General features: G+C 74.1%; 13 protein-coding genes. 12 read left to right on the top strand and 1 reads right to left on the bottom strand.

Going from position 1 to position 14,502, the window contains the following annotated elements; genetic code table 11:
* The first annotated feature begins 16 nt into the window (after positions 1–16).
* The 11 genes from FE251_RS14315 to purM all read left to right on the top strand — a co-directional run bounded on the left by FE251_RS14315 (position 17) and on the right by purM (position 13,625).
* Positions 17–775, top strand: a complete 759-nt coding sequence (locus FE251_RS14315; protein WP_139070980.1) for a TetR/AcrR family transcriptional regulator — start codon at positions 17–19, stop codon at positions 773–775.
* A 59-nt stretch (positions 776–834) separates the two neighbouring features.
* The gene (locus tag FE251_RS14310) at positions 835–2,928 is read left to right on the top strand and encodes an acyl-CoA dehydrogenase family protein (RefSeq protein WP_139949363.1); all 2,094 of its coding nucleotides are present in this window, start codon (positions 835–837) and stop codon (positions 2,926–2,928) included.
* A 164-nt stretch (positions 2,929–3,092) separates the two neighbouring features.
* Positions 3,093–5,420 carry a phosphoribosylformylglycinamidine synthase subunit PurL gene (purL, locus tag FE251_RS14305; protein ID WP_139070979.1) on the top strand — a complete coding sequence of 776 codons (2,328 nt, stop codon included), beginning with the start codon at positions 3,093–3,095 and terminating at the stop codon, positions 5,418–5,420.
* Positions 5,421–5,474: 54 nt separating this feature from the next.
* Positions 5,475–6,812 carry an NADP-specific glutamate dehydrogenase gene (gene gdhA / locus FE251_RS14300; protein WP_139949105.1) on the top strand — a complete coding sequence of 446 codons (1,338 nt, stop codon included), beginning with the start codon at positions 5,475–5,477 and terminating at the stop codon, positions 6,810–6,812.
* Positions 6,813–6,944: 132 nt separating this feature from the next.
* A complete protein-coding gene (locus tag FE251_RS14295) occupies positions 6,945–7,367 on the top strand; it encodes a DUF2255 family protein (RefSeq protein ID WP_139949104.1) in 423 nt (140 codons plus the stop codon).
* Positions 7,368–7,427: 60 nt separating this feature from the next.
* Positions 7,428–8,150: a copper homeostasis protein CutC gene (locus FE251_RS14290; RefSeq protein ID WP_139949103.1), complete on the top strand. Its 723-nt coding sequence runs from the start codon at positions 7,428–7,430 to the stop codon at positions 8,148–8,150.
* Between the two features lie 270 nt (positions 8,151–8,420).
* Entirely contained in the window at positions 8,421–8,795 is a 375-nt protein-coding gene (locus FE251_RS14285) for a sterol carrier family protein (protein ID WP_230976446.1), read from the top strand.
* Positions 8,796–9,108: 313 nt separating this feature from the next.
* Positions 9,109–9,504 carry a hypothetical protein gene (locus FE251_RS14280; protein ID WP_139070977.1) on the top strand — a complete coding sequence of 132 codons (396 nt, stop codon included), beginning with the start codon at positions 9,109–9,111 and terminating at the stop codon, positions 9,502–9,504.
* 7 nt (positions 9,505–9,511) lie between these two features.
* Positions 9,512–10,957 carry an RNB domain-containing ribonuclease gene (locus tag FE251_RS14275; RefSeq protein ID WP_139949102.1) on the top strand — a complete coding sequence of 482 codons (1,446 nt, stop codon included), beginning with the start codon at positions 9,512–9,514 and terminating at the stop codon, positions 10,955–10,957.
* Positions 10,958–10,998: 41 nt separating this feature from the next.
* On the top strand, positions 10,999–12,522 hold the full coding sequence (gene purF, locus FE251_RS14270; RefSeq protein ID WP_456237469.1) for an amidophosphoribosyltransferase: 1,524 nt from the start codon (positions 10,999–11,001) through the stop codon (positions 12,520–12,522).
* Positions 12,519–13,625 carry a phosphoribosylformylglycinamidine cyclo-ligase gene (purM, locus tag FE251_RS14265; protein WP_139949101.1) on the top strand — a complete coding sequence of 369 codons (1,107 nt, stop codon included), beginning with the start codon at positions 12,519–12,521 and terminating at the stop codon, positions 13,623–13,625. Before purF ends, purM begins: the two co-directional genes overlap by 4 nt.
* Before the next feature lie 173 nt (positions 13,626–13,798).
* On the opposite strand, the gene FE251_RS14260 is transcribed toward purM, so the two are convergent.
* Entirely contained in the window at positions 13,799–13,993 is a 195-nt protein-coding gene (locus FE251_RS14260) for a DUF3073 domain-containing protein (RefSeq protein WP_139070972.1), read from the bottom strand.
* Between the two features lie 269 nt (positions 13,994–14,262).
* Here FE251_RS14260 and FE251_RS14255 point away from each other — a divergent pair, with 269 nt between their 5' ends.
* A complete protein-coding gene (locus FE251_RS14255) occupies positions 14,263–14,481 on the top strand; it encodes a BldC family transcriptional regulator (protein WP_139070971.1) in 219 nt (72 codons plus the stop codon).
* Positions 14,482–14,502 lie beyond the last annotated feature (21 nt).

Here is a 14,502-nt window from a genome sequence, read left to right as displayed (position 1 = left end):
TACTGTCGGTTTCGTGATGCCGAGCACACCCGATGATGGGGAGGACGTCCGCGTCGACGGGCGCGACGCGCGCTGGGCCGCCCACCGCAGCTCGCGGCGGGCCGAGCTCGTGCGCGCTGCGCGCCGCGCCGTGCACCACCGCGGCCCGGACCTGTCGATGGACGACCTCGCCGCCGAGATCGGCACCTCGAAGTCGATCATCTACCGCTACTTCACCGACAAGTCCGGCCTCCAGGGCGCCGTCGGGGACGCCGTCATCGACGAGCTGCGCGCCGCGCTCGGCGAGGTGAGCGAGCGCGTCACCCGCCCGCGCGACCGGATCGCCGCGATGGTCGACGTCTACCTCGGCATCGTCGAGTCCTCCGCCTCGGTCTACGCCTTCGTCACCCAGCCCGGGGCCGCAGCCACGGCCGGCGCCCTGCGCGGGTTCGTCGCGGAGATCGAGGACATCGTCGCCGAGGCGCTCCTGCCCGTGCTGCGCCACGGCGGCGCGCGCAGCGCCACCGACCAGGCGCTCGCCGCCCTGTGGGCGGCCGGCGTCGTCGGTCACGTCCGCAGCGTCGCCGAGCGCTGGATCGCCGCCCGCGCCGGCGCGGCGGCACCCGAGCCGCAGGGCGCGGCCGACCGCGGCACCGAGGACGAGATCGCCGCGATGGACCGCGCCGCCCTCGGCGCCCGCATCACCGACTGGCTCTGGACGGGGGCGGCCGGCGTCGCCCGCCGTGCCCGCACGACCACCACCCGACCCGACGACGCGATCGGAGACCACACATGACCGCCACCACCCCCGCCGAGGACGACGCCGTCGTCCGCGAGCGGTCCGCCCGCCCCCTCATGCCCGACGTCGACGCCCCCGTCGGTGCCGCCGTCGCGACCCCGCCCAGCGCGCCGGTGCTCGGCGTGAGCGCCGGCTCTCCCGACAGCGCCGAGGGGGAGCTCGACGTCCGCGCCGTCGCCGACCTCATCGACGGGCGCTGGCGCGAGCGGCGCCGCGCCAGCCGCGACCTCGCGCTCGACCCCGCGTTCCACCGCCTGCCCGACCAGTCGGTCGCCGAGCACCGTGCCCGCGTCCTCGAGCAGCTCCACCTGATCCTCGACCGCGGCGACGTGCTGCGCGGCTTCCCCCGCGAGGTCGGCGGCGGGGGAGACCCGGGCGGCAACCTCGCCGGGTTCGAGGAGCTCTTCCTCGGCGACCCGTCCATCCAGATCAAGGGCGGGGTGCAGTGGGGGCTGTTCGGCTCCGCCGTCCAGCACCTCGGCGTGCCCGAGCAGCACGCGCGCTGGCTCCCGGGGATCATGAGCCTGGAGGTGCCCGGCTGCTTCGCGATGACCGAGGTCGGCCACGGCTCGGACGTCGCCTCGATCGCGACGACCGCCACCTACGACCCGCAGACCGAGGAGTTCGTCCTCCACACCCCGTTCGCCGCGGCGAGGAAGGAGTACATCGGCAACGCGGCGCTGCACGGGCTTGCCGCCGTCGTCTTCGCCCAGCTCGTCACCAAGGGACGCAACCACGGAGTCCACGCCCTGTACGTGCCCCTCCGCGAGCGCGGCGAGGACGGCGAGCTGCGCTTCCTGCCCGGCATCGGTGGCCGCGACGACGGCCCCAAGGGCGGGCTCAACGGCATCGACAACGGCCAGCTGTGGTTCGACCACGTGCGCGTGCCGCGGGAGAACCTCCTGCGCCGCTACGGCGACGTCGCGCCCGACGGCACCTACTCCTCCCCGATCGCGAGCAAGGGCCGCCGCTTCTTCACCATGCTCGGCACCCTCGTCCAGGGCCGGGTGTCCCTCGGCGGGGCGGCAGTCGGGGTGAGCAAGGCCGCGCTGTCCATCGCCGTGCGCTACGGCGACGAGCGCCGCCAGTTCACCGGCGCCGACGAGAACCGCGAGGTCACGCTGCTGGACTACCAGCGCCACCAGCGCCGTCTCCTGCCGCTCCTCGCCCGCACGTACGCCGCCGGGTTCGCCCAGCTCGGCCTGCTCCAGCGCTTCCACGAGGTCTTCAGCGGCGAGCACGACGACGACGAGTCGCGCCAGGACCTCGAGACCCTCGCCGCCGCGCTCAAGCCGACGACGACGTGGCTCGCCATGGAGACGCTCCAGGAGAGCCGTGAGGCATGCGGCGGGGCCGGGTTCATGGCCGAGAACCGACTCGTCACCTGGCGCCAGGACTTCGACGTCTACACGACCTTCGAGGGGGACAACAACGTCCTGCTCCAGCTCGTCGGCAAGCGGCTGCTCACCGACTACGGCAAGGCGATGGGCAAGATCGACGTCGCTGGCGCCGCCCGGTTCGTCGCCGCCCGCGCCGGGGACCTCGCGCTGCACCGCACCCCGCTGCGGCGCGCCGCGCAGTCCGTCGTCGACTCCGGGTCCGCCGCCCGCTCCGCCGGCCACCTGCGCGACCCCGACGTGCAGCGCGAGCTGCTCGAGGACCGCGTCGAGACGATGGTCGCCGCCATCGCCGGAGCCCTGCGCGAGGTCAAGGACGCCTCGCCGGAGGAGGCGACGGAGGTCTTCAACGCCCACCAGGACGAGCTCATCGCCACCGCGAAGGCGCACGCCGAGCTGCTCCTGTGGGAGGCGTTCACCGCCGCGCTGCCCACAGTGCCCGAGGGCACGACCCGTGAGGTGCTCACCTGGCTGCGCGACCTCTACGGCCTGGAGCGCATCGAGCGCAACCTCGCCTGGTACCTCATCAACGGGCGGCTCACCGCGCAGCGGGCCCGGGTGGTCACCGGCTACATCAACCGCCTCCTCACCCGGCTGCGGCCGCACGCCGTCGACCTCGTCGACGCGTTCGGCTACACCGACGCCCACCTGCGTGCCCCGATCGCCTCGGGCGCCGAGCGTGAGCGCCAGGAGGAGGCCGCGTCCCACCTGCGCCGCCGGCGCGCACTGCCCGAGCGGGTCGCCGCCGGCTGAGGACCCCGGCCCCGCGCGCCTGCCTCCCCCCGGGCTGCGCCGCGCGGGGCCGGGCCCCACGCCCGCCGGCGTGGTCCGCCTGGTGGCACCGGTGAGGAGTGCCTCGCGCACGCGCGGTAGATTGTCGGCCGTGCTTCCCATCGCCCTCCCGCTGCGGGGTCCCCGTGTCCGAGACTGAGACGCGCCAGGCGGACACGGTCGCCAATGCCGCGGCGACGCCCGAGGTGTCCCTGCCCTACCGCGACCTCGGCCTCAAGGACGACGAGTACCAGCGCATCGTCGACATCCTCGGCCGCCGTCCCACCGCCGCCGAGCTCGCGATGTACTCCGTCATGTGGTCCGAGCACTGCTCGTACAAGTCCTCCAAGACGCACCTGCGCCAGTTCGGGGACAAGACCACCGACGCGATGCGCGAGAAGCTGCTCGTCGGCATCGGGGAGAACGCCGGCGTCGTCGACATCGGCGACGGCTGGGCGGTGACCTTCAAGGTCGAGTCGCACAACCACCCGAGCTTCGTCGAGCCGCACCAGGGTGCCGCGACCGGCGTCGGCGGCATCGTCCGCGACATCATCTCGATGGGCGCCCGGCCCGTGGCCGTCATGGACCAGCTGCGCTTCGGCGCCGTGGACCACCCGGACACCGCGCGCGTCGTCCACGGGGTCGTCTCCGGCATCAGCTCCTACGGCAACTGCCTCGGCCTGCCGAACATCGGCGGGGAGACCGAGTTCGACGCCTCCTACCAGAACAACCCGCTGGTCAACGCGCTGTGCGTGGGCGTCATGCGCCACGAGGACATCCACCTCGCCAACGCCTCCGGCGTCGGCAACAAGGTGGTCCTCTTCGGCGCCCGTACCGGCGGCGACGGCATCGGCGGCGCCTCCATCCTCGCCAGCGAGACCTTCGACGAGGGCGGCGTCACCAAGCGGCCCGCCGTCCAGGTCGGTGACCCCTTCATGGAGAAGGTGCTCATCGAGTGCTGCCTCGAGCTCTTCGCCGCGGGCGTCGTCGAGGGCATCCAGGACCTCGGAGCCGCCGGCATCTCCTGCGCCACCTCCGAGCTCGCCTCCAACGGCGACGGCGGCATGCACGTCCACCTCGAGAACGTCCTCCTGCGCGAGGAGCTCACCGCCGGTGAGATCCTCATGTCCGAGTCGCAGGAGCGGATGATGGCCGTCGTGCGGCCCGAGCGGCTCGAGGAGTTCCTCGCCGTCACCGGACGCTGGAACGTCGAGGCCGCCGTCATCGGCGAGGTCACCGACACCGGCCGCCTCGTCATCGACCACCACGGCGAGCGCATCGTCGACGTCGACCCCCGCACCGTCGCCCACGAGGGCCCGGTCTACGACCGCCCCTACGCGCGCCCTGCCTGGCAGGACGCGCTCAACGCCGACGCCGCCGAGCAGCTGCCCCGGCCGACGGCCCCGGAGGAGCTGCGCGAGCAGGTGCTGCGCCTCACCGCCTCGCCGAACCTCGCGAGCAAGTCCTGGGTCACCGACCAGTACGACCGCTACGTCCAGGGCAACACCGCCCTCGCCCAGCCCGACGACGCCGGCGTGGTCCGCGTCGACGAGGCGACCGGGCTCGGCGTGGCGATCAGCACCGACGCCAACGGCCGCTTCACCAAGCTCGACCCCTACACCGGGGCGCAGCAGGCGCTGGCCGAGGCCTACCGCAACGTCGCGACCGTCGGCGCCCAGCCGGCCGCCGTCACCGACTGCCTGAACTTCGGCTCCCCCGAGGACCCGGACGCCATGTGGCAGCTCGTCCAGGCGATCACCGGCCTGGCCGACGCGTGCGCCGAGCTCGGCGTCCCCGTCACCGGCGGCAACGTCTCCCTCTACAACGGCACCGGCTCCCCGGGCCGGGTCGACTCCTCGATCAACCCGACCCCCGTCGTCGGGGTCCTCGGGGTCATCGACGACGTCACCCGCGCCACCCGCTCCGGCTGGGGCGCCCCCGGACGCGCCGTCTACCTGCTCGGCACGACCGCCGAGGAGCTCTCCGGCTCCGCGTGGGCCGACGTCGTCCACGGCCACCTCGGCGGCCGGCCGCCGGCCGTCGACCTCGCCGCCGAGCGCCGCCTCGCCGCCGTGCTCGTCAACGCCTCGCGCGACCAGATCGTCGAGTCCGCCCACGACCTGTCGGCCGGCGGCCTCGCCCAGGCGCTCGTCGACTCCTGCCTGCGCTTCGGAGTCGGCGCGCGTGTCTCGCTCGCCGACCTGTGCGAGCGCGACGGGATCGACCTCGCGACGGCCCTCTTCTCCGAGAGTGGGGCCCGCGCGCTGGTCTCGGTGCCCCGCAGTCAGGAGGTCCACCTCCAGGACCTGTGCACCGCCCGCGGAGTCCCGTTGCTGCGGATCGGGACGACCGACGACACCGGCCCCGAGTCGGTCGAGGGCCGCCCGGTGCTCGACATCGACGGTGTCGCAACCTTCCCGCTCACCGAGCTCCGGGAGGCCGCCACGGCGACCCTCCCCGCCCACTTCGGCTGAGCCCACCGCCATGCCCACCGGGCCGGGCACGCCTGACGACTAAGGAGTTCACCGATGGAAGAGCAGCTCGAGCACGCCTACGAGGAGGTCCTGCGCCGCAACCCCGGCGAGGCCGAGTTCCACCAGGCCGTCCGCGAGGTCTTCGACTCCCTCGGGCCGGTCCTGCGCAAGAACCCCCGCTACGTCGACGCCGCCGTCCTCGAGCGTCTCTGCGAGCCCGAGCGCCAGATCATCTTCCGCGTGCCGTGGACCGACGACGCCGGCCGGGTGCGCATCAACCGCGGCTTCCGCGTGGAGTACAACTCCGCGCTCGGCCCGTACAAGGGCGGCCTGCGGTTCCACCCCTCGGTGTACCTCGGCATCGTCAAGTTCCTCGGCTTCGAGCAGATCTTCAAGAACTCGCTGTCCGGCCTGCCCATCGGCGGGGCCAAGGGCGGCTCGGACTTCGACCCGCGCGGGCGCTCGACGCAGGAGATCATGCGGTTCTGCCAGTCCTTCATGACCGAGCTCTACCGCCACCTCGGGGAGTACACCGACGTGCCCGCCGGCGACATCGGCGTCGGCCAGCGCGAGATCGGGTACCTCTTCGGGCAGTACAAGCGCATCACCAACCGCTACGAGTCCGGCGTCCTCACCGGCAAGGGCATCAGCTGGGGCGGGTCGCTCGTGCGGACCGAGGCCACCGGCTACGGCACGGTGATGTTCGCGCGGGAGATGCTCGCGACCAGGGGCCAGGACTTCGACGGCCGCCGCGTCACCGTCTCCGGCTCCGGCAACGTCGCGATCTACGCGATCGAGAAGGCGCAGCAGTTCGGCGCGAAGGTCGTCGCGTTCTCCGACTCCTCCGGCTACGTCGTCGACGAGCAGGGCGTGGACCTCGACCTGCTCAAGCGGGTCAAGTTCGAGGACCGCGGGCGCGCCCGCGACTACGTCGAGGCGCGCAGCGGCTCCCGCCTCGTCACCGGCTCCTCCATCTGGGAGGTGCCGGCCGACGTCGCGCTGCCGTGCGCCACGCAGAACGAGCTCGACGGTGACGACGCCCGCGCCCTGCTGAAGAACGGCGTCGTCGCGGTCGCCGAGGGTGCGAACATGCCCACGACCCCCGAGGCGCTGCGCGTCTTCCAGGAGGCCGGCGTGCTCTTCGGCCCCGGCAAGGCCGCCAACGCCGGTGGTGTGGCGACGTCCGCGCTCGAGATGCAGCAGAACGCCAGCCGCGACTCGTGGAGCTTCGAGTACACCGAGGCCCGCCTGCAGGACATCATGCGCTCGATCCACGACCGCTGCGCCGCCACCGCCGAGGAGTACGGCCGCCCGGGCGACTACGTCGTCGGCGCGAACGTCGCCGGCTTCATCAAGGTGGCCGACGCGATGCTCGCCCAGGGCGTCATCTGACCCTTTCCTGCCACCATCCCGGGGACACGCCCGCGACACGCCGGGCGTCGGGGCGCGACACGCGCCCGCCCGCCGGGATGGTGGCAGGAACGCTCCGGGGAATGTGACGGCGGTCACCGCTGTTGCGACCCCATGAGCTTCGACGACGTGGTGGACCTGCTCGACCGGACCGAGGTCGTGGCGATCGTGACGACCCGCGCGAACGGTGAGCCCATAGCCACCCCGATCTGGTCGGTGGTGGTCGACGGCGTGCCCTACCTGCGCTCCGCCTACGGGCCCGGCTCGTGGTGGTACCGCCACGTGCTCGCCGGGCGTCCGGTGGCCTTCGCGATGGGGGACGGGCACCTCGCCGAGCGCGACCGGCGCGCTGCGCTCGAGCTGCGCCGCGAGCCGGTGGCGACGACGTCGCTGACCGCGGAGGACCCGGTCCAGCACCGCATCGACGAGGAGCTGCGCCGCAAGTACGCCGACGCGCCGCCGTCCTCCCTCGGGCCGATGCTCAGCCCCGAGGCGGTCGCCTGCACGCTGCGCGTGGAGCCCGTCGCCGGCTCCTGACCCGCGCGCCGACCCGCGTGCCGGAGGCGGGCAGCCCGGCCGGTGCGCGAAGGTAGGGGCATGACCTCGGTACAGCTGGAGATCGCCGTCCAGGACCCCGCAGGGGCGCTCGCCGCCCGGGAGGCGGGCGCGGACCGCGTCGAGCTGTGCTCCGCGCTCGACGTCGGCGGGCTGACCCCGAGCATCGCGATGGTCGAGGCCGTCGTCGCCGTCGGGCTGCCGGTCCACGTGCTCGTCCGGCCGCGCGCCGGGGGTTTCCGCTACTCCGCGACCGAGGTGTCCCTCATGGTCCGCGACATCGAGGCGCTGGTGGACGCGGGCGTCGCCGGCGTCGTCGTCGGGGCGCTCACCGCCGACGGCTCCCTCGACAAGCACGCCCTGGAGGCGCTGCGCGACGCCGCCGAGGGGCGGGAGGTGACCGCCCACCGGTGCGTCGACGTCCTGCCCGACCCGGCAGCCGCCGTCCCCACCCTCGTCCGGCTCGGGTTCACCCGCGTCCTCACCTCCGGCGGTGCGCCGATCGCCGTGGGGGGAGCCGCGACGATCGCCCGCACGGTCGCTGCCGCCGACGGCGCGCTCGAGGTCATGGCGGGCGGGGGAGTGCTGCCCGCCCACGTGCCCGACCTCCTCGCCGCGGGCGTCGACGCCGTCCACCTGTCCGCCCGGCGCCGGGTCTCGGACGCCGGTCCAGCGGGCCCCGGGGGCGGCCCCGCCGGCTACGACGTCACCGACCCCGCCACCGTCGCCGCCGCAGCCGCCGCCCTCCACCCCACCCACCCCTGACCCCCTGACCCCTGATCACGCTGCCCCCTGACCCCACTGCCCCACTCCCCCCTCGCCGACAGCCGACTTCCGCCCGAGAGCCGACTTCCGCGCGAGAGCCGACTTCCGCCCGAGAGCCGACTTCCGCCCGAGAGCCGACTTCCGCGCGAGAGCCGACTTCTGCCCGAGAGCGGGTCCGCAGCGGTCGACGTCCGACTCCCCTCCACCCGAGGTGGAGTGGGCGGCCCCGCCGAAACGGGCGGCACCCCGCGATCTCGCTACCGTGGACCCGTGGCACGACGACGGATCGACCCCGCCGAGGGAATGGCTGCGCTACGTCAGTGGCGCGACGCGGACGACGACGGCGCGGAGGTGCCGTCCGCCGTCGTACGCACTGCTGTGCGGTTCACCCTCGAGGAGCTGGCGGTGAGCTCGCCGGGGAACTCCGTCGAGGTCCGGGTCCCGCCTGCGGCCGCGGTCCAGGCGATCGCCGGGCCGCGCCACACGCGGGGCACGCCACCCAACGTCGTCGAGACGGACATGGACACGTGGCTGCGCCTCGCGACCGGCCGTCTGACCTGGGACGACGCGGTCAGGAGCGGCGCCGTCGTCGCGTCGGGCATCCGAGCCGACCTCTCCAGCGTCCTGCCGCTGATCACGCGCTGACCTGAGTCCGCGGACATCGGCCCTCGCGCGGAAGTCGGCTCTCGCGCGGAAGTCGGCTCTCGCGCGGAAGTCGGCTCTCGCGCACAACTCCGCTCTCGCGCGGAAGTCGGCTCTCGCGCACAAGTCCGCTCTCGCGCGGAAGTCGGCTCTCGCGCGGAAGTCGGCTCTCGCGCACAAGTCGGCTCTCGCGCGGAAGTCGGCTCTCGCACACAACTCCGCTGTCGCGCGGAAGTCGGCTGTCGGCGGGGGAGGCGGGCGGGGAGGGAGAGGGGGGCGCCGGGCGGGGGGAGGTGGGGCGGGTAGATTGGGGCGGGTGAGCACGCCCAGTCCTGAGCACGGTCCCGGCGAGGCAGAGCAGCCCGGCCGCTCGGCCGAGTCCACGAGCGGCGGGTCCCGCAACGGCCAGCACCGCGTCCCGCCACGCGAGCCGCAGCCGGCCGCCGACGCCCCCGTCGCTCGCGTCGCGGACGTCGCCGACCACAGCCGCGTCCGGCGCGCCCCGCGCTACGGCCGGTTCGGGATCGTCGGTTTCCTCGTCGGGGCACTGCTGTCCCTCGTGCTGGCCCTCGTGCCGGACGGCCTGGAGATCTCCCGCGGCGCGCTCTTCCTCGTCCTCCTCCTCGCCCTCGGCACAGCCGGCGTCTTCGCCGGCCTCACCTGGGCCCTGGTCGCCGACCGCCGCTCACTGCGCCGCACCCGGCAGGGGTGAGCGGGGCGTGCCGACCCGAGTCCTGCACCTGCCCGCCCCGCCGGCCAGGGTCGCCGCCGCCCTCGACTCCCTGCGCGGCGAGCTCGACATCCCCGTCGAGTTCCCGCCCGCGGCCCTCGCCGAGGCCGCTGACGCCGCCGCCCGTCCGCTCCCGGACCTTCCCGACGCCCGTGACCTGCCGCTCGTCACCATCGACCCGCCCGGCTCCCGCGACCTCGACCAGGCGGTGCACCTGGAGGAGGACGGTGAGGGCCTCGTCGTCCACTACGCCATCGCCGACGTCGCCTCCTTCGTCACGCCCGGCGGCGCCCTCGACGAGGCGGTCCGCGCTCGCGGCGTCACCGTCTACGGACCGACGGGCTCGCTGCCGCTGCACCCCGAGACGCTGAGCGCGGGCGCGGCGAGCCTGCTCCCCGGCCAGGATCGCCCCTCCTACCTGTGGCGCATCGCCCTGGACGACGCGGGCGAGGTCCGGGAGGCGACGGTCCGCCGCGCGCTCGTCCGCAGCCGCGCCCAGCTGACCTACGAGCAGGTCCAGGCCGTCGCCGACGGCGCCACCGACCCTGGCGTCCCCGACGCGCTGCCGGCCCTCCTGCGCCGGGTCGGTGAGCTGCGGCTGGCCCGCGAGCGTGAGCGCGGCGGTGTGTCCCTCGAGATCCCCGAGCAGGACATCGTCGATCGGGACGGCGGCTACGCGCTGACGTTCCGCGCCACTCTCCCGGTGGAGGAGTGGAACGCCCAGGTCTCGCTGCTCACCGGGATCGTCGCCGCCGGGATCATGACGGACGCCGGCGTCGGCATCCTGCGCACGCTGCCGCCCGCCGACCCGCGCGACCTCGCGCGCCTGCGCCGCACGGCCCGCGCGCTCGGCATCGACTGGCCCGCCGACGACGCCTACCCCGACCTCCTGCCGACCCTCGACTCCGCGCGGCCCAGCCACGCCGCCTTCCTCAACCAGGCGACGACCCTCTTCCGCGGCGCCGACTACGCCGTCCTCGGCGCGGGCGAGGGCGAGCCGCAGGACGAGGAGGACCTCCGGCACGCCGCGCTCGCCGCGCGGTACGCCCACGTCACCGCGCCGCTGCGCCGGCTCGTCGACCGCTTCGGCCTCGAGGTGTGCCGCGCCGCGTGCGCGGGCGAGCCGGTGCCGGCCTGGGTCCTCGAGGCGCTGCCGAGCCTGCCCAGGGCGATGGCCCGCGCCACCCAGCGCGCCGGCCGCTACGAGCGGGGCGCCGTCGACGCCGTCGAGGCGCTGGTCCTCGAGCCGCACCTGGGGCAGACCTTCCGGGGCGTGGTCGTCGACGTGGACGACGACGGCGCGCGCGTCGTCCTCGCCGACCCGGCCGTCGAGGCCCGGGTGGAGGCCGCCGGGCTGCCGCTCGGGGAGGAGATCACGGTGCGGCTGACCGAGGTCGACGTGCCGACCAGGACGGTCCGTTTCTCACCAGGCTGACGCGACCCGCCCCGCGCGCGTGGATGTGGGACCATTCCCTCGTGCGACGTGGAGACGGACGGCTGAGCCACGACCTGCTCCCCGGGGACAAGGGCCCCCAGGACGAGTGCGGTGTCTTCGGCGTCTGGGCGCCGGGTGAGGAGGTCGCCCGGCTCACCTACTTCGGCATCTACGCCCTGCAGCACCGCGGCCAGGAGTCGGCGGGCATCGCGACGAGCAACGGCGAGCAGCTCCGCGTCTACAAGGACATGGGCCTGGTCTCCCAGGTCTTCGACGACCAGACGCTCTCGGCGCTCCAGGGCCACATCGCGGTGGGCCACGTGCGCTACGCGACGACGGGCGCGAGCGCGTGGGAGAACGCGCAGCCCACCCTGGGGCCGGCGGGGGCCGGCACGGTCGCGCTCGGCCACAACGGCAACCTCACGAACACCCGCTCCCTCATGGAGGAGGTGCGCCGCCGGTCCGGCGCCGACCTCAGCGGCGAGCTCGGCCGCGGCAGCTCGACCGACACGGCCGTCATCACCGCGCTCCTCGCGGGTACCCCGGGTGAGCCGGTGCGCTCCCTGGAGGACACGGCGATGGACGTCCTGCCGATGCTCCAGGGCGCCTTCTCCCTCGTCTTCATGGACGAGCACTCGCTGTACGCGGCCCGCGACGCCCACGGCATCCGCCCCCTCGTCCTGGGCCGGCTGCAGCGTGGCTGGGCGGTCGCCTCGGAGACGGCGGCGCTCGACATCGTCGGCGCGACGTTCGTCCGCGAGGTCGAGCCCGGCGAGCTCCTCATCATCGACGAGGACGGACTGCGCACCCGGCACTTCGCCCGCCCGGAGCCGCGCGGGTGCGTCTTCGAGTACGTCTACCTGGCCCGGCCGGACACCCAGATCGCCGGTCGCTCGGTCAACGCGGCCCGCAGTGAGATGGGCCGGGTCCTGGCCCGGGAGCACCCGGTGGAGGCGGACCTCGTCATCCCGACGCCGGACTCCGGGACGCCCGCGGCCATCGGCTACGCCCAGGCGTCGGGGATCCCGTTCGCCCAGGGGCTGGTGAAGAACGCCTACGTCGGGCGCACGTTCATCCAGCCGACCGACACGATCCGCCAGCTGGGCATCAAGCTCAAGCTCAACCCGCTGCGTGAGGTCATCGCGGGCAAGCGGCTCGTCGTCGTCGACGACTCGATCGTCCGCGGCAACACCCAGCGCGCGCTCGTGCGGATGCTGCGTGAGGCCGGTGCCGCGGAGATCCACGTGCGCATCTCCTCCCCGCCGGTCAAGTGGCCCTGCTTCTACGGCATCGACTTCGCCACCCGCGCCGAGCTCATCGCCAACGGCATGAGCACCGAGGAGATCCGGGCCTCGCTCGACGCGGACAGCCTCGGCTACATCTCCCCCGAGGGGATGATCGAGGCCACCGCGGTCCCCGAGGAGCGCCTGTGCACCGCCTGCTTCACCGGGCGCTACCCCGTGCCCGTGGAGGAGACGACGGAGCCCGCCGAGAGCCACCGGGGCAGCTACCACGTCCTCCCGCACCGTCCCTCGCCGACCCTGACCATCGCTGGAGCGCAGTGAGCACCGAGCCCCGTACCCCGATCAGCTACGCCGCGGCAGGCGTCGACACGGAGGCGGGGGACCGCGCCGTCGAGCTCATGAAGGGGGCGCTGCGCGCCACCCACGGACCGGAGGTGCTCGGCGGCGCCGGCGGGTTCGCCGGCCTGTACGACGCCTCGGCGCTGCGTGAGTACCGCCGTCCGCTCCTCGCGACGTCGACCGACGGCGTCGGCACGAAGGTCGCCATCGCCCAGGCGATGGACAAGCACGACACCATCGGGCACGACCTCGTCGGCATGGTCGTCGACGACATCGTCGTCGTGGGGGCGCGCCCGCTCGTCATGACCGACTACATCGCGTGCGGTCGGGTGGTCCCGGAGCGGATCGCCGACATCGTCCGGGGCATCGCCGAGGCGTGCGCGCTCACCGGCACGGCGCTGGTCGGCGGGGAGACCGCCGAGCACCCGGGGCTGCTCGGGCCCGAGGAGTACGACGTCGCGGGCGCGGCCACCGGCGTCGTCGAGGCCGACCGCGTGCTCGGCCCGGACCGGGTCGCCGAGGGTGACGTCCTCCTCGCCCTCGCCTCCTCCGGGCTGCACGCCAACGGCTACTCCCTCGTGCGGCGGGTGCTGGACGTCAGCGGCTGGAGCCTGGACCGCGAGGTCGCCGAGCTCGGGCGCACGGTGGGCGAGGAGCTCCTGGAGCCCACCCGCCTGTACACGCGGCTGTGCCTTGAGCTCGCCGAGGACGACGGGCTGCACGCGCTGTCCCACGTCACCGGGGGCGGGCTGGCGGCCAACCTCGCCCGCGTGCTGCCCGCGGGTCTGGTCGGGCACGTCGAGCGCGGCTCGTGGCAGGTCCCGGCGGTCTTCGACCTCGTCCGCCGGCTCGGCCCGGTCGACTGGGCCGACCTCGAGCAGACCCTCAACCTCGGCGTCGGCATGGTCGCCGTGCTCACGCCCGACGCCGCCGCCCGCGCGGTGGCGACCGCGCAGGCCGCCGGGGTCGGGGCGTGGGAGCTCGGGACGGTCACGCGTCTCACCGACCAGGACGAGGACGTCGTCACCGGCACCAAGGGCATGCGCGGAGGAGCCGTGCGGCTGCACGGCTCCTACTGCGTGTAGCGCTCACCCGCGCCGGCGCCGTCCTGCCCTCGCGGGTGGCCGGCGCCGCACGTGCGCACGCCCGCCCGGCCCCGGCGAGGGCCGGGCGGGCGCGCGTGAGCGTGCGTCCGCTCCGTCCAGCACCACGCCGCCGTCCGGGTGGGCGGCGGCGTCGAGAGAGGCAGAGACGAGTCTCAGCCGGAGCGGGTGCTCCAGTCGTCGTCGTCGTCCTCTGCGGAGGGGACCTCGTAGTAGTTGTCCGTGTGCCCAGAATGGGTGGCCTGCGCCGTGAGCTCGCGTTCGAGCGCACGGTAGTCGGTCTCCGGGCTGTAGTACTTCAGCCTACGGGCGACCTTCGTCTGCTTGGCCTTCTGACGGCCGCGCCCCATGGCGTCGACCCCCTCCAACGTAGAAGAGGGGCAGGCACCGACAAGGTCAGTGCGGCCCCAGTGCTGTGGTCATGGTTCGTGTGCCCCACGGTACATGGTCAACGGGCGGTTCGACCATCTACGCCGACGTGCGGCCTCTCACTGGCTAGCCGCGCCCGCTAAAGGCACCTTGGGACCATCGTCCGCGTTTCGCCCGATTCGCACGAGTTACGGTGCTGAAAAGCGCGTCGGGCAGCGCCCGGACGCGAGCGACGGATCTGAGGTGCACCATGAACGAGAACTACCGCGAGGAGACACTGCTGACCCCCGGCGAGGTCGCCGCCCGCTTCCGCGTCGACCCCAAGACGGTCACGCGTTGGGCCAACGCGGGGAAGCTCACGGCGGTCCGGACCCTCGGCGGGCACCGCCGCTACCGCCGCAGCGAGGTCGACGAGCTGCTCGTCGCCAACGGCCTGGGCGCGGGCATGACGACGGACGCCGTCCGGTAGGCCCGGCCGGCGTCGCCGTCG

The organism is Georgenia wutianyii, from assembly GCF_006349365.1.
GTDB lineage: Bacteria > Actinomycetota > Actinomycetes > Actinomycetales > Actinomycetaceae > Oceanitalea > Oceanitalea wutianyii.
The sequence above is the reverse complement of the archived record's forward strand: the minus strand, read 5'-3'. Positions and strand labels throughout refer to the sequence as shown.